Annotated in this window: 18 protein-coding genes and 1 pseudogene; 15 read left to right on the top strand and 4 right to left on the bottom strand. The window is 44.3% G+C overall.

All coding sequences use genetic code 11. The features are described from left to right. Positions 1-90: 90 nt before the first annotated feature. Positions 91-1,017, bottom strand: a complete 927-nt coding sequence (locus KFT32_RS14665) for a DUF6612 family protein (protein WP_211747976.1) — start codon at positions 1,015-1,017, stop codon at positions 91-93. Positions 1,018-1,182: 165 nt separating this feature from the next. Continuing rightward, a complete protein-coding gene (locus KFT32_RS14660) occupies positions 1,183-1,632 on the bottom strand; it encodes a DinB family protein (protein ID WP_211747975.1) in 450 nt (149 codons plus the stop codon). 217 nt (positions 1,633-1,849) lie between these two features. Between KFT32_RS14660 and KFT32_RS14655 the strand changes: the two genes are divergently transcribed. From KFT32_RS14655 to KFT32_RS14590, 14 genes are all read left to right on the top strand, one after another. Further along, positions 1,850-2,797, top strand: coding sequence for a nucleoside hydrolase (locus KFT32_RS14655; protein WP_211747974.1), 948 nt, complete (start codon positions 1,850-1,852; stop codon positions 2,795-2,797). 186 nt (positions 2,798-2,983) lie between these two features. Beyond that, positions 2,984-3,451 carry a signal peptidase II gene (lspA, locus tag KFT32_RS14650; RefSeq protein WP_211747973.1) on the top strand — a complete coding sequence of 156 codons (468 nt, stop codon included), beginning with the start codon at positions 2,984-2,986 and terminating at the stop codon, positions 3,449-3,451. 132 nt (positions 3,452-3,583) lie between these two features. Beyond that, positions 3,584-4,501: a prenyltransferase gene (locus KFT32_RS14645; protein WP_211747972.1), complete on the top strand. Its 918-nt coding sequence runs from the start codon at positions 3,584-3,586 to the stop codon at positions 4,499-4,501. Positions 4,502-4,622: 121 nt separating this feature from the next. Beyond that, a complete protein-coding gene (locus KFT32_RS14640; RefSeq protein WP_211747971.1) occupies positions 4,623-5,594 on the top strand; it encodes a quinone oxidoreductase family protein in 972 nt (323 codons plus the stop codon). Between the two features lie 265 nt (positions 5,595-5,859). Next, the gene (locus KFT32_RS14635; protein WP_249435901.1) at positions 5,860-7,095 is read left to right on the top strand and encodes an ABC transporter substrate-binding protein; all 1,236 of its coding nucleotides are present in this window, start codon (positions 5,860-5,862) and stop codon (positions 7,093-7,095) included. A gap of 130 nt (positions 7,096-7,225) precedes the next feature. Next, positions 7,226-8,092 carry a carbohydrate ABC transporter permease gene (locus KFT32_RS14630; protein ID WP_211747970.1) on the top strand — a complete coding sequence of 289 codons (867 nt, stop codon included), beginning with the start codon at positions 7,226-7,228 and terminating at the stop codon, positions 8,090-8,092. After that, positions 8,092-8,922: a carbohydrate ABC transporter permease gene (locus KFT32_RS14625; protein ID WP_211747969.1), complete on the top strand. Its 831-nt coding sequence runs from the start codon at positions 8,092-8,094 to the stop codon at positions 8,920-8,922. Before KFT32_RS14630 ends, KFT32_RS14625 begins: the two co-directional genes overlap by 1 nt. 301 nt (positions 8,923-9,223) lie before the next feature. Then, positions 9,224-10,123 carry an oxygen-dependent tRNA uridine(34) hydroxylase TrhO gene (gene trhO, locus KFT32_RS14620; RefSeq protein WP_211747968.1) on the top strand — a complete coding sequence of 300 codons (900 nt, stop codon included), beginning with the start codon at positions 9,224-9,226 and terminating at the stop codon, positions 10,121-10,123. Between the two features lie 21 nt (positions 10,124-10,144). Further along, complete coding sequence (locus KFT32_RS14615; RefSeq protein WP_211747967.1) at positions 10,145-10,771, top strand: helix-turn-helix transcriptional regulator; 627 nt, start codon at positions 10,145-10,147, stop codon at positions 10,769-10,771. A 328-nt stretch (positions 10,772-11,099) separates the two neighbouring features. After that, complete coding sequence (locus tag KFT32_RS14610; protein WP_211747966.1) at positions 11,100-12,149, top strand: ABC transporter substrate-binding protein; 1,050 nt, start codon at positions 11,100-11,102, stop codon at positions 12,147-12,149. 85 nt (positions 12,150-12,234) lie between these two features. Then, positions 12,235-13,176: an ABC transporter permease gene (locus tag KFT32_RS14605; RefSeq protein ID WP_211747965.1), complete on the top strand. Its 942-nt coding sequence runs from the start codon at positions 12,235-12,237 to the stop codon at positions 13,174-13,176. Next, complete coding sequence (locus tag KFT32_RS14600) at positions 13,176-13,970, top strand: ABC transporter ATP-binding protein (RefSeq protein ID WP_211747964.1); 795 nt, start codon at positions 13,176-13,178, stop codon at positions 13,968-13,970. The genes KFT32_RS14605 and KFT32_RS14600 overlap by 1 nt, the downstream gene beginning before the upstream one ends. 149 nt (positions 13,971-14,119) lie before the next feature. Further along, positions 14,120-15,283: a winged helix-turn-helix domain-containing protein gene (locus tag KFT32_RS14595; RefSeq protein ID WP_211747963.1), complete on the top strand. Its 1,164-nt coding sequence runs from the start codon at positions 14,120-14,122 to the stop codon at positions 15,281-15,283. Positions 15,284-15,342: 59 nt separating this feature from the next. Further along, positions 15,343-16,692, top strand: coding sequence for an MFS transporter (locus KFT32_RS14590; RefSeq protein ID WP_211747962.1), 1,350 nt, complete (start codon positions 15,343-15,345; stop codon positions 16,690-16,692). Here the strand turns inward: KFT32_RS14590 and KFT32_RS14585 are convergent. Both KFT32_RS14585 and KFT32_RS14580 read right to left on the bottom strand, forming a co-directional pair. Further along, the gene (locus KFT32_RS14585; protein ID WP_211747961.1) at positions 16,689-17,270 is read right to left on the bottom strand and encodes a hypothetical protein; all 582 of its coding nucleotides are present in this window, start codon (positions 17,268-17,270) and stop codon (positions 16,689-16,691) included. The genes KFT32_RS14590 and KFT32_RS14585 overlap by 4 nt on opposite strands. A 30-nt stretch (positions 17,271-17,300) precedes the next feature. Further along, positions 17,301-17,834 (bottom strand): hypothetical protein, encoded by a 534-nt coding sequence (locus KFT32_RS14580; RefSeq protein WP_211747960.1) that lies wholly within the window; start codon positions 17,832-17,834, stop codon positions 17,301-17,303. A 252-nt stretch (positions 17,835-18,086) separates the two neighbouring features. Here KFT32_RS14580 and KFT32_RS14575 point away from each other — a divergent pair. Continuing rightward, positions 18,087-18,580: pseudogene (locus KFT32_RS14575) on the top strand (DUF6385 domain-containing protein); the annotation flags it as partial.

Below are 18,580 nucleotides of genomic sequence, written 5' to 3'. Positions count from 1 at the left end.
AAATAATAGCTGAATACGAGAGCCCTTGAGGTGGATCATAGTAAAATCAAAAATAGCGGCCTTCCCGTTTAAGGGAGGTCGCTATTTGATTTATGGAGCAGCCGGCTGCTCCGGCATTTGCTGCTCAAGCGCGTTTTCTTTCACTTCCTGAGGAACTTCAATGCTGTCCTTCTTGTTGTAATCTTTAAGTGAGCTGTCCATGTTCATTTGAATGGTGAGAGCCTGACCCTCTATGTCCATATTCATGTCCATAGAGTAGGTGAGATCTTTCGGGAAATAGGTCTTCTTATCAACACCATAGGAAATATCCATAGTCTTGATGTTCATCTGTTTCATCATCTCTATCATTTGCGGATCTGTTGCACCGTTGGCAGCTAACATGGTGGCTGCGAATTCTTGTACCTTATCACCGGAAAGCTTCGCTTTCAGCCAGTAGACATCATCTTCTTCGGCCACTTGAAGATCACTTGCAATGCTGTTTAGCTGTTCAAACTGAGCAGCTGCATTAGTCTGATTCTTCATTTGTTTGAGAAGGGGGGCGGTAGTTTCCTTCGGAAGAAGCATCCAGGTGTCTTCCACTTGAGTATAGACCCCGTCTTCACTGATATACTGTTTCACTTTCTGGGTACCGTCTTGACCAGGCATCGTTGTGGTAACTTCCTGATAAACAGTCATTGGCTCTATAACCAAGTCTGATTTCATATCCATTTTCATCTTCTGGGTTTGTTCGTTACCCTCGGCAGTTATACTCATGTTCTGCTCGATTTTACTATCCATGGAATAACTCTGAATGTCTTTACTTGCTTCAATAATACGGGTGAGTAGTTCTTCTGCGGTAGGGGGTTGTTCCGCAACATCCTCTGTATTTCCCGTATTTTCTGTGTTATCTGAAGCTTGTTCACTAACCGGCGGTGTGCTTTCTGTGTTTGGAGTGCCGGTCTTTACACCTTCGTTACCGCAGGCAGCAAGCACCACCATGAGGGGCAGTCCAATCATTAATAAATTCCACTTTTTCAATCCAAAATACCTCCTAATTCAAATTGTCTCTCGCTTATATACCCCAAAATAAGGATGTTGAACACTTTTTTGGTATCTTTAATTTCATATTCGGAAAGAAACAAAAAAACCAGTCAGATACGAAATCGTAAAGGACTGGTTAACATTATTTAAATTGGGTCTGAATTACATGAAGAATGGTAGCTCAGTAACGCCTGCCATACGTGCATAAGTGAACAATTGACCTTTGTGGTGAATTTCATGGTCAAGAGCCATGTTCAGGATGCCATAGCCGGGTGCCGTATTTCCAAAGAACGTAATTACTTTTTGTTGCTGTTCTTCTGTAACGGAAGCGAGCAGGGAATCTGTCGATTCAGTGTAACGATGTACAAGGTTACGTACATCTTCCATTGTTGCCCACTCGTCTTTGGACTGAGGAGGGGTGAACTCTCCGCGAATGACGGTGTTGGCAAACATCTCGGTAGTTGACGCGATGTGAATTGCCAGTTCTCCGTAGCTCATTCCACCATCCCAAGGCTTGTACTGAACAAGATCGTTTTGATCCAGCTCAACCAGTTTATGTAGCACTTCACGGTGTCTCTTCCACCGACTAATAAAACTTTGCATTTCTAACATAAATAATCCTCCTCTATACATGTAATGATTTCAGTAAGATGGTAACGAAAAGATAGAGAGATTGCAAATAAAGAGGTAACTTCTCTCGTAAGGATGCCTCACAAGTACGAAGAGGAATAGGATAAATACTTGCAAGATCGATTAGGAAAGTGGTTCAATAATGAAAGATGTACATGCTTTATTTGGCAGGAACAAAGACAACAGGGAGTGTATACAGATGAAAAGAGTCATTATTGATACGGATACGGCAGGAGACGATACAATTGCCATTTTGACAGCGCTCCATTACTTCCAAGTGGAAGGGATAACGATTACCGGGGGCAATGTAGAATTCAATCAGGAAGTAGAGAATGCACTATATACGGTTCAAGTGGCTGGAAAAGGTGGACAAGTACCGGTATATAAAGGGGTTGAACGTCCTATTCTTACCCTTGGTACAGGTCAACATCGTTATGTTGACGATGTACACGGCGATGATGGAATGGGTGGAGCCCATTTTCCAAAAGCAGATCAGCGCCCGGAAACAAAACATGCGGTAGATTATATTATCGAAACGGTGCATGCGAATCCAGGAGAAATCTCTATTCTAGCGATTGCGCCTCTCACGAATATAGCGATGGCGATACAAAAAGACCCAACGATTATTCCGCTCATCCCGCATATTTACATCATGGGCGGTGCGAATAACTCGCTTGGTAATATCACGCCTGCTGCCGAATATAATTTCTATACAGACCCGGAGGCAGCTCGAATTGTACTTCACTCGGGCGTTCCAATGACAATGGTTGGCTGGGAGATGTGCACACGTTATTCGGTGATGGAAGACGCAGATCATGAAGAGATCGCAGCACTGGGTACGAAGGGATCACAATTTTTTACAGATATCAATAAAGTGGTTATGCAGTTCAATAAAACGGTACATAAACTTCCGGGTACAACACATCCCGATACCCTTCTTATGGCGGTAGCTGCTGATGAATCCATCATGACGAAGTCGGGCTCGTATTTCGTCGATGTCGAAGCGCAGGGACAGTATACTAGAGGATACAGCGTCGTTGATATTAATGGCCGACTAGGGCAAACCCCGAATGTAAGAGTATGTGAAGATGTGAATCGAGAGGCGTTTAAAAAGATGCTGATTGATGTACTGTCTGCTATTAAGTAGTCAGCGCGAAGCGGTTTGAACCGCTGGATCTTTTCATCTTTGTTTAATATAAAAGGAGGCTTTCCTCAAGATAGGAAGGCCTCCTTTTTATGTGTGATTTGCTAAAAGTGTCTTGGATTTGACTGCTTTGCCTATGGTACAGTGATGGGGTACATATTAATGAGTTTCAGACATAAGGAGGAAAGGATGCTATTTTATTTTTCAGCGTTTCTCATTATTTTACTTGATCAGCTCAGCAAATGGTGGGTGCGTCATCATATGGCTATTTCCGAAGTCATTCCCATTGGAGGTCTGATTCATGAGTTTCGGCACTACGAGAACTCCGGTATGGCCTTTAGTCTATTCCAAGGGTATGCCCGTTTGTTTGGGGTCGTTGCCCTGATCTTTATCAGTTTGGTTCTATACTACAGATATAAGGGCGAGATTCATGGCCGGGTTATGAACGTTGGGGCAGGTCTTCTCGTTGGGGGAGCAGCTGGGAATATGATTGATCGTTTCTGGCACGGAACGGTAACTGATTTTATTGTGTTCTCCGATGGCGGCGGTATACTCAATCTCGCTGATATTGCTCTGAATCTGGGCGTGCTTCTGTTTATTGCTGGGATGATTCTTAATCACTATTCCTCACGAGAGAAGAAAAGGAAGTACCCGTAACTTTTTTTCATGAAAGTATATTTTTCCTATGACAAACTTGGCATATTGGGTGTATAATCAAACATTGTGTGAACATTGTCACAAACTATTAGAACGACTGCCATGATTTTTCATAGGAGGCTTTTATACATCATGAAGAAATGGGAATTATTTAAACGACTTGCCCGCTTGTATTCTATACCCGTAATGATCGTACCCGTGATTCTTGGAACCGTTGCTGCTTATGCAGTGGAAAAAGAATTTCACTGGTTTCTGTTTTTATTAACGCTGATTGGCGCTGTATCTGCTCATATTTTTTCTAATCTCGTCAATGATTTATGGGATTATCGCAACGGGACAGATACGAAAGCAACCGAGGGAGAAGGTTCCATATCGACACATTCAGGGTTCCTTACGTCCGGTTTGATTACGGAAAAACGTCTAGCAAACATTACGTGGGGATTTTTACTGCTCGCAGTATTGTGTGGTCTGGTGCTGACGATTGTAAGCGGCTGGCCTATTCTGGTCCTTGCGCTGATCGGAGCTCTGATTGCTTATTTCTATGTAGCACCTCCAATCAAGTTTGGTTATCGGGGGAAAGGCTATAGCGAGATCGGTATTTTTATTTCCTTCGGGATCTTGCCCGTACTTGGAGCTTACTACGTACAGACAGGGCAGTTCCACCTTACTCCGCTGCTTTTGTCTTTCCCTGTAGGGATGCTCACGACTATGCTGCTGTTTAACCATCACTTCTTACACTGGCGTGCAGATCGCGATACTGGGAAGAAGACACTGGTTGTCATGTGGGGCGAGGAGAAGGGACTTCGACTCTCCAAACTAATGACCACCCTTGCTTATGTATTTCTAGTGATTACGGTTCTGATGGGGGCTCTCCCGATCTATGGACTGGTTGCTATTATTTCAGTTGTTCCACTATACAAAGTATACAAAACACTAGGTAAAACAAACCCCTCTGAGGCCTATTTACCTCTAATGGGAGCTTCCCTGCAGTCTTCGATGTTGTGTGGACTGATTATGACGGTGGCGCTATTAATTCAGGTGTTTGGATAATATAATTTATGCATAAAATATAAGGCTATCTCTGTGAATCATTCTTCGCTTGAGATAGCCTATTTATGTTTTGGGAATTTCCATGAGTTAACTTATGTTAGTCCGGAAAGGAAGAGATGAGATGAAAGCATTAGTATTTCGTGAATTTGGCGGACCTGAGGTATTACACATAGAAGAAATTGAGCAACCTGCTATAGAGGATGGGACGGTACTCGTTCAGATGAAAGCAATTGGGCTGAACTATGCAGATATATACCGGAGACAAGGAAACTATCACCTGGAAGGAGAGCCGCCTTACATCCTTGGATATGAAGGAGCAGGGATTGTGGTGGAAGTAGCAGATGATGTGGAAGGGATTCGTAAGGGGGATCGGATTGGCTTCGCTGATGTACCTCATGCGAACAGTGAGTACGTTCTTGTTCCTGTAGATAAGGCCATTCCTATACCAGCTGCGATTACTTACGAACAAGCTGCTTCTATTTTGCTACAGGGGATGACAGCTCATTATCTCGTAAATGACAGCTATGAGGTAAAGCCAGGGGATGATATCGTTGTTCACGCAGCAGCGGGTGGGGTAGGACAGCTTCTCATTCAACTCGCTAAAGGAAAAGGTGCAAGAGTACTCGGCTTGACCTCCAGTCAGACCAAGAGAGAAGTGGCAATCCATGCTGGAGCTGACGAAGTTCTTTTGTATAACGAAGGGGATTGGGCTGAGCAGGCAAGAGCTTGGTCCTCACAGGGAAGCGGTGTGCATGCAGTCTACGACTCTGTAGGTTCTACGCTTATGGACAGCTTTCGAGCAGCACGGATAAAAGGTCATGTTGTGTTCTTTGGAATGGCAGGTGGAGATCCGGAGCCAGTCGATCCTCGTATGCTAATGGATACATCCAAAACACTAACGGGCGGTGACTTGTGGAACCATGTTACTGATCGTAGAGACCGAGTTCGCAGAGCGAACGATTTATTCAGCATCATTGTAGAGGGCACGTTAAAACTAAAGGAGCCGACTACCTTTTCGCTGGAAAATGCAGCTGCTGCCCATCGTTTTCTGGAAAGCAGAAAGAGCACCGGGAAGATTTTACTTCTTCCATGAATTTAGTTTTTTGCGAGTCGAAGTGATGAATTTTTTATGAAGATGATTCGAATTATAAAAACGGGTGTTAATAATTAACATCCGTTTTTTTGTGCTGTTATGGGAAACGTTTTCGATGAATCTGACAAATATATAGAGTTGGTTCATACATATCTTATGTTTTCTTACATTCATATCCATTGCCTGCCTGAAAATAAGTGTGTTAAGCTCTTGCTATAAAAGGAAATGTAAGCACTTTTATGTACACCATGAGGAGGGGGTCACCATGGGATTTCGATTGTTAAAAGGTTGTAAGATGTTGCTGCTCGCAGGAGGCGCTATGCTCATGCTAACAGCATGCAATAGCAGCGGAACATCTGACAAAGTTCAACTGGAGTTTTTTCAGAACAAGGCGGAAGCGAAAGAATCGTTTGACAAGCTGGTTAAGAAATTTAACAGTGAACAATCCGAAATTGAAGTGACACAAGTGAATCCACCAGATGCGGAGACCGTACTCAAGACAAGGCTTGTTAAAAATGATGTTCCAGACATTATGGCACTTGGAGCAACAGATACCTTTTCGGTCCTGTCACAAAGCCATATTTTTATGGAGCAGACAGATCAGGAGATGATCAATCTCATTAATCCGAGTTATCTTGAAATGGTAACGGATACAAGTGGCATGGACGAGCTGACAGGTATTCCTTATGCAACGAATGCCAATGGCATTATGTACAACAAAACCCTTTTTAAAGAAATGGGACTGGAAGTTCCCAAGACATGGGACGAGCTACTGAAAACAGCAGGTAAAATCAAAGATGCTGGCAAAATTCCTTTTTACTTGACCTATAAGGATGATTGGCAGACCAACCTTGCTTTTAACGCCTTAGCGCCGAATCTCGAAGGCATTGATTTCTATCTTGAGCGCAGGGCGAACGAGACTACTTTTCAGGAAAGATACAGAGAAGTAGCGGAGAAACAGCTTGCCATTCTAGATTATGGACATAGTGATAATTTCGGTAAAACGTATGCAGATGGTAATCGTGCTTTTGCAAACGGTGATGCCTATATGTACATTCAGGGAACTTGGGCGATTCCAGAAATAAGAAAAGCCAATCCGGATATCGAAATCGGTTTCTTTCCTTTCCCAACGAGCAATAATCCAGAAGAAATCAATTTAGTCAACGGAATCGACACTTTGCTGACGGTGTCCGAAGATACAGAATATAAAGAAGAATCCGTGGAGTTTATCAAATTTTTGCTTCGCGAAGACAATATTAAGCAGTACATTACAGAACAAAATCTGTTTGCCGCTGTAGAGGGTGTAATTCAAGAGGATCCGAGCGTAGCGGGCGTCATTCCCTATATTGAAGAAGGGCGAGTTACCGACTTTGCCGATCACTATATTCCTGCTGCGGTCCAGCTGAACTCGATCGTACAGGAGTTTTTGCAGAATCGGGATATAGACGCTTATCTCGCGAAACTTGATAAGGAATGGGACAAGGTAGCCAATCGCAGATAAGTGGTTCATTAATCAAATGTAATAGCTAAAGCGTAATTATTTTCAATTCATCAAGAGACTGACGAGGGATACAAACTTTTGAAAGTAAAGCTGCAAAAGGGTTGGCTCTCTCCACTAAGGAGGATGGAACATGAAGAAGCAGCTCGCTCCGTATTACTGGATGACATTACCCGCTGTGGTATTGTTCTTTGTATTCATGACTTTGCCCGCTCTGCAGGGCCTCTACTATTCGTTTACGAACTGGAATGGTTTCGGTGATACGTATGATTTTGTCGGCTTCAAAAATTATGTGAATCTGTTCCAGGATAGCAACATCGGTAATGCCTATTGGTTTACCATCCGATTTGCCGTTGTTGCGACTATTTTTATTAATATTATCAGTCTGTTGATTGCTCTTGGACTTAATGCCAAGATTAAATTCCGCAACTTTTTTCGTGCAGTCTACTTCTTGCCGAATATTCTTAGTATTCTGATTGTCGGTTATATCTTTAACTACCTCTTCTCTAACGTATTTCCGATCTGGGGAGAGAGTCTTGGACTTACTGCCTTATCTACCAACATCCTTGGAAGTCAGGATCTTGCCTGGGTAGGTGTGGTAACGGTAGCGATCTGGCAAGGGATTGCCTTTAATACAATCCTGTATCTAGCAGGACTTCAGACGATTCCAACGGATCTATACGAAGCCTCCAATTTGGACGGGGCAGGGAAATGGCGCGAGTTCTGGAGTATTACCTTCCCACTGATTGCACCGTTCTTCACGATCAATATGGTACTTGCGATGAAAAATTCCCTCATGGTATTTGACCTAGTCGTGGCGATGACCGATGGGGGACCTGGACGTTCGACACAGTCGATTGCTCATCTCATCTACACGGGTGGATTTGAGGGCGGGGAGTTTGCTTATCAATCAGCCAATGCCATCATTTACTTTATTCTGATTGCATTTATCTCCATCATACAGCTTCGATTCCTGCAGAGAAGGGAGAGTGACATGTAATGAAAAAAGCCCGTAATCGTACAAATTGGATCGTCATGACCCTTGTCACGCTCGGGACTATCGTTGTATTGTTCCCTCTCTATATGACCGTAACGATCGCACTCAAAAATCCGGAACAGATGCGGCAGTCTATTTTTTCATTTCCTGCAGACATCCAGTGGGAAAACTTCTCTAAAGCGATCGAGATGACTGGATTTTTCAACGCTTTGGGTAACAGTGCTATCGTCACCATATCAACTGTCATTCTAACCTTGCTGACCAACTCGCTTGTTGCTTATGCGATTGCAAGGAATATGAACCATAAGTTCTTTAAAGGATTGTACTTTTATTTTGTTAGTGCTATGTTTATTCCCTTTCAAATCATTATGTTGCCAGTCGTAAAACTTACCTCTGCGCTGAACATGACGAATCTAGTTGGACTTATTTTCCTTCATACGGTTTATGGACTTGCATTTAACGTATTTATCTATGTAGCCTATATTCGTTCAATCCCGAACGCACTGGAAGAAGCTGCGAAAGTGGATGGGGCAACGACATGGGGAACGTTCTGGCGAATTATTTTCCCATTGCTTGCTCCCATGAGTGCTACGGTTGGGATTCTGACTTGTCTGTCAACGTATAATGACTTCCTGCTGCCGCTCATCATGATCAGTGACCAGAGCCAGTATACGTTGCCGCTCGTGCAGTACATTTTCCAAGGACAGTTTAATACGGACTTTAACTTGGCCTTCGCTTCCTATCTAATGGCCATGTTGCCGATGATTCTGATCTACATCTTTGCACAGAAATGGATTATCAATGGGGTTACCCAAGGGTCTGTGAAAGCATAACTACAGAATAGAAATGAAGGAGAGTGCCCTGTACTTCCGATGAAAGGGAGTGCAGGGTGTTCTTTTTTATAGGAAAAAGGTGGATTGAACTTCAGTACTTAACTAACTTTTTATACATTTATATTGACTAAGTGAGGTCACTTCGATAGACTAGGAATATATTTTGACCCTAAAATTTACATGTAGCGGCAGAGGGAACCTTTTTTCTCCTTCTTGTGGCTACTTCTTGTTGTTTAGAGGTCTGTAGTTGTCGTCTAATTCATAGCTTGGAACTATAAATAATGACAGGTGGAAAAAGAAAATGAGTCAAACTAATTACCGTGTACTGCTTTACTATAAATTTGTTCACATTGATGATCCTGAGACGTTAACCCAGGAACATTTACAATATTGCAAGGACCTTGGACTGAAAGGCCGCATTCTTATTGCTGAAGAAGGTATTAATGGGACGGTGTCTGGAACCTATGAACAAACAGAGCAATATATGCAGGATATGAAGGCAAATCCGCTGTTTAGTGACATCTGGTTCAAGATTGATGAAGTGGAAGGACATACTTTTAAAAAAATGTTCGTACGTCATAAAAAAGAACTCGTAACTTTCCGGTATGAAGAAGAGCTGGATCCAAATGTTCTGTACGGCAAGCGCCTTTCTCCAAAAGAATTCTATGAAGAGCTGCAAAGTGACGACGTTGTTGTCATTGACGGCCGTAACGATTATGAATATGAAATTGGGCATTTCCGTGGCGCAATTCGTCCTGATGTAGAGTCTTTCCGTGAGTTTCCGCAGTGGATCCGCGAAAATCTGGGAGATGTAAAAGATAAGAAAGTCATTACGTACTGCACAGGCGGTATTCGCTGCGAGAAGCTTACCGGTTTCTTATTGAAAGAAGGATTTCAGGATGTAGCACAGCTTGAGGGCGGTATTGTCACTTATGGCAAGGACCCTGAAGTACAGGGAAAATTGTTTGATGGTAAATGTTACGTATTTGACGAGCGTATCTCTGTACCCATTAACCGTACGGACGAAGATATCGTGATTGCTTCCTGCTACCACTGTGGAACGACAGAAGACCAATATGTGAACTGCCCGACATGTAATCTCCAGTATGTATCTTGTGATTCTTGTGTAGAAGAACATGACCAGTTCTGTTCTGACGCTTGCCGGGAAAAAGCAAACATGGAGACTGCTTCGATCTCATAAACACGAAAGCAGGTGATTCTTATGAGTGCACCAAGAGATATGTCGACACGTCAGCAAGTATTGCATATGTTAAAGCTTCAAGGACCGCTGAGTGCCCGTGAGATCACTGCCGAACTGAATATTACGGAGATGGCGGTACGCAGGCATCTTGCAACGCTGGAGAAGGATGGGTATATTGCTCCTCATTTGGTACGGCAGACAGCTGGCCGTCCTTCCGCAGTTTATGGACTCACCGATGCAGGTGAGACGTTGTTTCCCAAAACCTATCCAAAGGTTACGCTGGATCTGCTTGGGGAGCTTGAAGATGAAGCCGGTGAAGAAATGATTGATTTGCTGTTTGAGAGGCGCAGAAACAAGCTTCGCGAACGATACAAGAAAGAGATGGAAGATAAAGATCTTGAGGGTAGAGTCCATTCCTTGGCACGCATCCAAAACGATGGCGGGTATATGACCGAACTTACGAAGGATGGAGACGGATATACGCTGCATGAATATAACTGCCCGATTTCCGAAGTGGCAGATGTATACAATCAAGCTTGTCGTTGTGAGCTAGAGTTATTTGAGTCATTGCTTCAGGCTTCGGTAACCCGTACCGAATGCCTTGCCAAAGGCGGCCGTTGCTGTACTTATAAGATCAAACCATCCTAAAAAAGAAAGACGCCTAACAGAACTTTGGTTCTGAAGGGCGTTTTTCTTTTATTTTTCATATTTCCAGCAAAAGTAGTAATTGACGAATAGTACAAGCACCCGTAATATTAGGGAAAAGTTGTTTCTGACCATACGTTAATTATTGTCGAAGAGATCCACTGCTTTACATGCCTTCTCACTGCTTATAACGAGAGGGTTGCGCTTTTTTAGCTCCAGTTACTTTAGCGCAGTTAAATGTAAAAGCGCTAATGCTATTATGTGACACCGCATGTTAGAGGTATTAAATGGAAGTAAAGTGAACGAAGAAGAAAAAGAGAGGGGTATACATATGAAAAGAAAAACGTGGATGTCTTTGATTCTCAGTGCTTCTATTGCTTTGGTAGCAGGTTGTGGTAATGATACAGGGAATGCGGGTACAAACGGTACATCTGGTAGTGAAGGCGGAGATACGGCTGGAGAGAAGCAGACATACTCCATTGCGATCTCACAATACGTTGAACATCCGTCACTTGATGCAACGAGAGAAGGGTTTATTGCTGCTTTGAAGGACGGCGGTCTGGTGGAAGGGGGCAATCTTAAGATTGACTTGAATAATGCGCAGAACGATGCGGCCAATAACCTATCCATTGCACAGAAGATTGCCACAGAGAAAAGCGATCTTGTGCTTGGAATTGCCACACCTTCCGCTCAAGCTGTAGTTCAGCAGGTAAAAGACATACCCGTGTTGTTCGCAGCTGTAACCGATCCTTTAGGTGCGAAGCTCGTGACGAGTCTTGAGAAGCCAGGCGGAAATGTTACAGGGGCATCGGATACGAATCCGGAAGCAATAAAAACCTTGGCATCATTCATTGCAGAGCAAATGCCGGAAATTAAAAAAGTGGGGCTCGTACTGAACGAAGGAGAGTCAAATGCTGTTGTTATGGCAAACAATGCAGAAGCAGCATTTAAGGAACATGGGATTACACTTGTAAAAGCGGCAGTAACAAATACATCAGAGGTACAGCAGGCGGCGGATTCCCTAGTAGGGAAAGTCGATGCTCTGTACATTACTCTGGATAATACAGTCGTAAGTGCAGTAGATACAATCATCAAAATTGCCAATGACAAAGATATCCCGTTCTTCTCAAGTGATCGTGATACGGTCGAGAAGGGAGCGTTTGCGACGGTAGGATTCAAATATTTTGACCATGGCTATCAAGTTGGTGAGATGGCGGTAGATATTTTGAAAAATGGCGCAAATCCGGGCGATCTGGCTATTACGGTTCCAGACAAGCTGGACCTTATTCTTAACCTCAAAGCCGCTACGGAACAAGGCATTGAAGTGACAGAAGAAATGAAGGCAAGTGTAACCGATCAGGAGACGAATATTATTCAGTAATACCAAGATACAGCAATAGAAGATGACAGCTTGCTGAACAGGGTGGACGTGCCACCCTGTTCTCTTTAACTAGGAGGAGAATGGTATGGTTAGTACACTGCTCGAACTGCTTGCATCAACACCAAAAGCCATTGAACTGGGCTTATTGTATGGACTTATGGCGCTAGGTGTATATATTACTTTCCGGATTCTCGATTTCCCTGATCTTACCGTGGATCAAAGTTTTACGACAGGCGGTGCTATTGCCTCCGTGATGATTACGGCAGGGCACTCTCCTTGGGTGGCTACGCTGGCCGCCTTTGGAGGAGGTATTGCAGCAGGTGCTTGCACCGGTCTGTTACATACGAAGGGGAAAATCAACGGACTCTTATCAGGGATTCTGATGATGATTGCACTTTATTCGATTAATATGCGAATTTTAAAAGCACCCAACGTATCGCTGATTAATACGGACACCATATTCACAGGGGCATCCACGCTCTTGTTCATGATTGTTGTTTCTATTGTTGTAATCTTACTGTTGGATGTTTTCTTTAAAACAAATCTTGGCCTTGCGCTTCGCGCGACGGGTGATAATGAGCGCATGATTCGCAGCTTTGGTGCCAATACAGACACGACTAAATTGGTGGGAATCAGCTTGTCTAATGGACTGGTAGCCTTATCTGGTTCCTTTATTGCCCAGCACTCAGGATTTGCTGATATTTCAATGGGAATCGGGATGATCGTCATTGGTTTGGCTTCGGTCATTATTGGAGAAGCGATCATTGGTAAACGCAGTATTTTCTGGGCGATCGTTTCCGTTATTATCGGCTCCGTCGTGTACCGTATTGTCGTCATGATCGCGTATCGTATTGAATGGCTGGAGACTTCTGATCTGAAGATTATTACCGCCGTTATCGTTATTCTGGCTTTGCTTATTCCTTCCGCCCAGCGGAGAATGAAGCAGAAGAAGATGGCTAAGAAACGGACAGCTACTTTACTATCAGGATCGGGAAAAGCAGACAAAAGTGTAGGAGGTGGTCTATAATGCTGCACATTGATCATGTCTCCAAATTATTTAATCCAGGTACAGTAGACGAGAAAATCGCCTTGATGGATGCTAATTTGATCTTGAACCAAGGCGATTTTGTAACCGTAATCGGAAGTAATGGTGCGGGAAAATCAACCCTCATGAATGTGATTTCAGGTGTGCTGAGGCCTGATGCCGGAACAGTAAAAATTAAGGATAAGACGATAAGTGGGTTACCTGAATATAAGCGGAGCCAGTGGATTGGGCGGGTATTTCAGGACCCGATGGCAGGAACTGCTCCTCAGATGACAATTGAAGAGAACCTGGCGATGGCATACCGCAGAGGGAAATCAAGAGGATTATCTTTTGGTATCAGCAATGGAACGAAAAAGATATTCCGGGAACAACTCGAGAAACTGGGGATCGGACTCGAAAATCGGACCAGAGCAAAGGTGGGACTTTTATCTGGTGGTGAAAGACAGGCGCTGAGCCTGCTCATGGCTACTTTTACTCGCCCGGAGATTCTCCTGCTGGATGAGCATACGGCTGCGCTTGATCCTTCACGAGCTGAGCTGATTACAAGCATTACAGAATCCCTTGTACGAGAGATGAACCTAACCACTTTGATGGTTACTCATAATATGGAACAAGCAATTCGGCTCGGTAACCGGCTGATTATGATGGATAAGGGACGAATCATCCTTGATGTGGATGCGAAGCGCAAAGCAACACTGACCGTGGCAGAACTTCTGCGGGAGTTCGAACAGATCAGTGGAACGACGCTTGCAGATGACCGGGTTGTCCTGGGATAGAATGTCGCGGTTAAGTGTGAACTAGGAACTGGTGCCTTATTGGCGCCAGTTTTTTGTGATGGAGACGGAGGCAATATAGGAATGCAACGTGTACAATAAGAATAGTAAAAATAGCGGATGAACGAATGAAGATAAGTGGAGGATATCCCATGATTGATTTTGACGAAGGAACCTACTCGGTTATTACACCATCGGGAGCAGCCCATCTCTTAGCAAAGGAGTATGCACTCCTTACGTTTTTGCATCGTCATCAAGGCCAGACCTTTACCCGGGAACATTTGCTGAATAAGGTATGGGGGATGGAATATCCTTCAGAACGTACAGTGGATGATCATATTTACCGGCTTCGTAAAAAGCTTGTGTCTCTTCCTGAGTTTGAACTTCAAACCGTGCGTGGTACCGGGTACCGACTGACTGTGCACGAACCGGAGGGTCTCCGTATGCGTCCTTCCTTAAGGGACCCTGAACTGCAAGCGGCGGTAGATCAGCTTTTTCAAAAATATCATTTACTTGGACAAGGGGAATCGATGCTAACCCTTGCTGCTCAGCAGGAGGTCCTTGGGATCGAGGTAGCCTCCTTTTACTCCAAATACCTGCACTTTCTAGAGGGGGATCTTGCCTATTTTGTACATGATCAGATAACTCCTGTGCAGGATCAGTTGTACTGGATATCGCTTCTTTATGGAATTATTGTTCAGCCTGAAGAAGCACTTCAGATCTGTGAGAAGGTCCTTCAATCGGGTCTGCTATCCCCTCGTCATCATAGGGAGATGTACATCCTGAATATCATTGATATGTTTGCAGAGAATGGCCGATTTGCAGAAGCTGAGGAACGATTGATTGAGACCCATCGGGTTGTGAAGGAAGAGGAATTAAGTGGGTTCCACATTCCAGTGGCTACAGCGGAGTTGTACCTCTATATTCTAGAAAATCGTCCGGATCGGATAACAAGCAAGATGGAGCAAATTCGTCTTATGCTAGAGGATACTCCCTATCTTCGAGAGATGATCCGTTTCCATTTTGTTGCAGGAATCTGGCAGTACGCTCAGGGCCTTATTCAAGAAGCCGTTTCTTCTGTTGATCAGGGAATGCGTGTATATTATGAATCCAAAAGCACCCCGCATTTACTCATCTCCCTTGGACAATTTATGCGCTATATAGATCGGAATCCTCGCCCTGCTCATGAAAAAGAGATCAGAGCTTTAAGGCAGAAATTGAGCCGCATTTTCGCTGACTTAAATGAGAAACATCAATATGATGTTTTATTGGATCAAGCACGTGAAAAAATCATGAATTTCCTCGCTTCTGTCTGATAATCCTCTGACAATTCCCCGTTATTGTAAGATCAAGCTTACGATAATGGAGGATCAATATGAAAATAAACTTTTTAAACCGTAAACTTTCAAGTGAGAGCAGCTTATTAAACAATAGGCGGTTTATGCGGATGTTTACCGCCTATGCTACCGCTTCTTTCGGAGAGTGGTTTGATGCCATTGCTATCCAGATCATTATGGTCTACAGGTGGGGAGCAAGCCCAGTTACGCTGGCCCTAGTCCCTGTGGCAATGGCTTTGCCAGGTCTTATTCTTGGATCATTTGCAGGAGTTGCAGCAGACCGTTTCCCCAAATTGAAGCTAATGATGCTTGCGGATCTGCTGACGGGTATTCTTACCCTGGTCCTCCTCACTGCTTCCCATCCTTATGCGGTTATTCCTATCCTTATGTGCCGTGCAGCAGTTTCATCTTTTATCATGCCCGCACATCAAGCGATGACAAGATCGCTCGTGAGGGAAGAGCAACTAGTGCAGGCGACATCATTAAATGGTCTTGTTAATCAGTTCTCTAAAATTGCAGGCCCACTTCTTGGGGGCATGACGCTCGCTATTTTTTCACCGCAAGTATGTATCGGTATTGGGGCCTGTGCACGGTTTGCTTCGGCTTCACTGTTATGGAGTATAAGAGGTGCTGAAACGAAGAAAAACGAGTTATTGCACACAGAGGACTCATTCCATGAAGAGAAAAAGTTTCACGTGGATCAAGAGGCAGTGGATGCGGCCGTAGGGAGTACCTCCGTATGGTCTGACTGGAAGGATGGATGGACGTATCTTTTTCAGCAGAGAATGCTGATTTGTACTTTGATATATAGTGTGTTTGGGCTATTTGCACTGCTCATGATTGATTATCAGTTTACGATGCTGCTTCGAGAAATTGCTCCGGATCGGGAGTCGATGCTTGGTATTCTTGTTGCTGCCATTGGAGCAGGGTCGGTTGTTGTCATGATACTCGTTAACAGGGTAGGGCGGCTCTCGTATGTGATTGGACTTGGAGGCGGATACCTTGGAATTGGGCTTGGCATAGCTGGTTTAGGGCTGCTACAAACAGTGGATACGGCCTTGTATATTATCATGTTTGCTGTTCTGATTGGAGTAGGGAATGGACTATACATGGTAACAAACCAGACAATTATGCAAAAAGAAAGCCGCCAGGATATGGTCGGGCGTGTGTTTGGTATAAGCAATACGGTTGTTAGTGTTGTTCTTATTTCTGCACCGCTTCTTGGGGGGATTGTTATTGAATCTGTGGGGGTAAGAACGACTTTCTTCTGGATTGGGTGTACCATAGCTGTTATCGGGGTTGTAGGCTTTGTATCAGGTTCTTATTTGTGGGGAGAAAAGTCCAAGCGGGAGAAGGAAGCAACTATCAAAAGGACGGAGTCCGCTTAGACCTCCCACCAGACAATGTTAGCGGTATTGGCGATAACACCTGCGACAGTTAATGCACCGCTTATCGTTAATGTAAAGGATTGACCTGATGGAATGATAAAGTCACCGAACTCATTAAATTCAAGTGGACCTGCTGCCAACGGCATCGTTAATACAGAAGTTCCTCCCGTGGATACAGAGGTAGACGAACGAACGGCCATCAGGCTTGTGGTACTACTTGAAAAATTCAAGTTGGCAGACGTAAGTGTTGTTGGTGTCGTTAGCGTACCATTTCTAACAATCGACATGGAGCCGCTAAATGAGGACAGCAAGTTTAATGAAATGTTAATGCCACCTGAAATACGAGAGATGTAAGCCGTTCTTTCGCTGCCCGCCGGATTGGTTAGTTGTACAGTAATAATGATCGATCCTCCGAGTAGACCGAGACTAGCTGAGTTGGTCGCTCCTGCTGCGAAGAGTCTTCCCGCCTGACTCGCACTCGCTTCTGCAGGGGCAGATGCACTCGGTGATTGATAGGTGTTTAATTGTAATTGACTTAATGGTTTGTCAGCATTACCAAAAATATTATAGTTAGGCATGGATGATTAATCCCTCCTTATTGTCGATTTTCAAAATTCCCACCAGCTTACATTAAGGGACCCAGTTAATGCACCTGTTCCAAGGCTGAGTGTCATGGATTGTCCTGAAGGAACAATAATTGTCCCCGGCAGTCGCGTACTATAGGCACCAGCGGTTAAGGGAATGCTTATCAGCGTGACGGGACTTCCCGTAATGGAACCGGTCACCTGCTGTGCAGTCATGACACTAGTAATCGAACTACCAAAGAGATTATTAATGGGAGTGAGTACTGACCCGCCAGTAAGGGTCCCGCCTCGGTATAGGATGAGCGATGCTGCAGCCGTTGTTCCCCCAATCACTTGAGAAAAATAGAGCCTACGTCCACTGGCTGCCGGATTGACCACCTGTAATAACAAGCTGCTTCCCGCTCCCACTGAGACGTTTCCGCTCGTTAGCGAGAACAATCTGCCTGCCGCAGCTGCTCCTGCATCTGGAGTAGCTTCTACACCAGGTGAAACATATGTGTTCATTTGTTGAGTATATAGAGGTCTGTCAGACGAATTAAACACGTTGTAGTTGGTCATTTATTTACCTCCCCACTTAGCATTGAATGACATAAACTCATTCCAATTTTTCTACTATGAATGACACGTCACGCTCATCGTCAGATCTATCCAAATCTAGTATATGAGAGTGGTTGGCTTTTGGTTTGGGTTGTCCCTTGCACTGCAAAAATAGAGAAAGGCTTGTGCCGTTACTGCTTGTAAGGCCTCCGCATAGAATGCCTTAGCACTGCTATGGTGTTAGATCATGTTCGATAGAGGGGGGGGCACTAGATGCCAAACTTTTCGAGTTTTAACTTAAACCCGGACAATTTACGAACACTTATTTACGGGACAGATGAAGCGAATGTAACTCATCCCGTACGCACGGATACATCTGGTAATCTGGTAGGCATTATTTTGGATGGTACGATCAGTAACATGCCAAGTATGACGAGTGTAACCATAACAGCGGGTACAATTACTAGCGTGCTAGGAGCAACCATCACCGCAGGAACATTAACGAGTGTACTGGGTGCGACGATAACGGCAGGAACGCTAACGAGTGTGCTAGGGGCAACGATAACAGCCGGTACGATTACTAGCGTACAAGGAGCGACGATAACAGCGGGAACGCTGACGAACTTACTGAACGGAACTCTGACCAGCGTATTAGGGGCAACGATCACGGCAGGAACGCTAACGAGTGTACTAGGGGCAACGATAACAGCCGGTACGATTACTAGCGTGCAAGGAGCGACGATAACAGCGGGAACGCTGACGAACTT

Source organism: Paenibacillus sp. Marseille-Q4541 (assembly GCF_018310695.1).
GTDB lineage: Bacteria > Bacillota > Bacilli > Paenibacillales > Paenibacillaceae > Paenibacillus.
This window is presented reverse-complemented; position numbering and strand designations above follow the sequence as displayed.

Bases quoted from the DNA above. Each gene is read 5' to 3' on its own strand.
- KFT32_RS14660 (WP_211747975.1), bottom strand. From the start codon at position 1,632: ATGTTAGAAATGCAAAGTTTTATTAGTCGGTGGAAGAGACACCGTGAA.
- KFT32_RS14655 (WP_211747974.1), top strand. From the start codon at position 1,850: ATGAAAAGAGTCATTATTGATACGGATACGGCAGGAGACGATACAATT.
- lspA (WP_211747973.1), top strand. From the start codon at position 2,984: ATGCTATTTTATTTTTCAGCGTTTCTCATTATTTTACTTGATCAGCTC.
- KFT32_RS14645 (WP_211747972.1), top strand. From the start codon at position 3,584: ATGAAGAAATGGGAATTATTTAAACGACTTGCCCGCTTGTATTCTATA.
- KFT32_RS14640 (WP_211747971.1), top strand. From the start codon at position 4,623: ATGAAAGCATTAGTATTTCGTGAATTTGGCGGACCTGAGGTATTACAC.
- KFT32_RS14635 (WP_249435901.1), top strand. From the start codon at position 5,860: ATGGGATTTCGATTGTTAAAAGGTTGTAAGATGTTGCTGCTCGCAGGA.
- KFT32_RS14630 (WP_211747970.1), top strand. From the start codon at position 7,226: ATGAAGAAGCAGCTCGCTCCGTATTACTGGATGACATTACCCGCTGTG.
- KFT32_RS14625 (WP_211747969.1), top strand. From the start codon at position 8,092: ATGAAAAAAGCCCGTAATCGTACAAATTGGATCGTCATGACCCTTGTC.
- trhO (WP_211747968.1), top strand. From the start codon at position 9,224: ATGAGTCAAACTAATTACCGTGTACTGCTTTACTATAAATTTGTTCAC.
- KFT32_RS14615 (WP_211747967.1), top strand. From the start codon at position 10,145: ATGAGTGCACCAAGAGATATGTCGACACGTCAGCAAGTATTGCATATG.
- KFT32_RS14610 (WP_211747966.1), top strand. From the start codon at position 11,100: ATGAAAAGAAAAACGTGGATGTCTTTGATTCTCAGTGCTTCTATTGCT.
- KFT32_RS14605 (WP_211747965.1), top strand. From the start codon at position 12,235: ATGGTTAGTACACTGCTCGAACTGCTTGCATCAACACCAAAAGCCATT.
- KFT32_RS14600 (WP_211747964.1), top strand. From the start codon at position 13,176: ATGCTGCACATTGATCATGTCTCCAAATTATTTAATCCAGGTACAGTA.
- KFT32_RS14595 (WP_211747963.1), top strand. From the start codon at position 14,120: ATGATTGATTTTGACGAAGGAACCTACTCGGTTATTACACCATCGGGA.
- KFT32_RS14590 (WP_211747962.1), top strand. From the start codon at position 15,343: ATGAAAATAAACTTTTTAAACCGTAAACTTTCAAGTGAGAGCAGCTTA.
- KFT32_RS14585 (WP_211747961.1), bottom strand. From the start codon at position 17,270: ATGCCTAACTATAATATTTTTGGTAATGCTGACAAACCATTAAGTCAA.
- KFT32_RS14580 (WP_211747960.1), bottom strand. From the start codon at position 17,834: ATGACCAACTACAACGTGTTTAATTCGTCTGACAGACCTCTATATACT.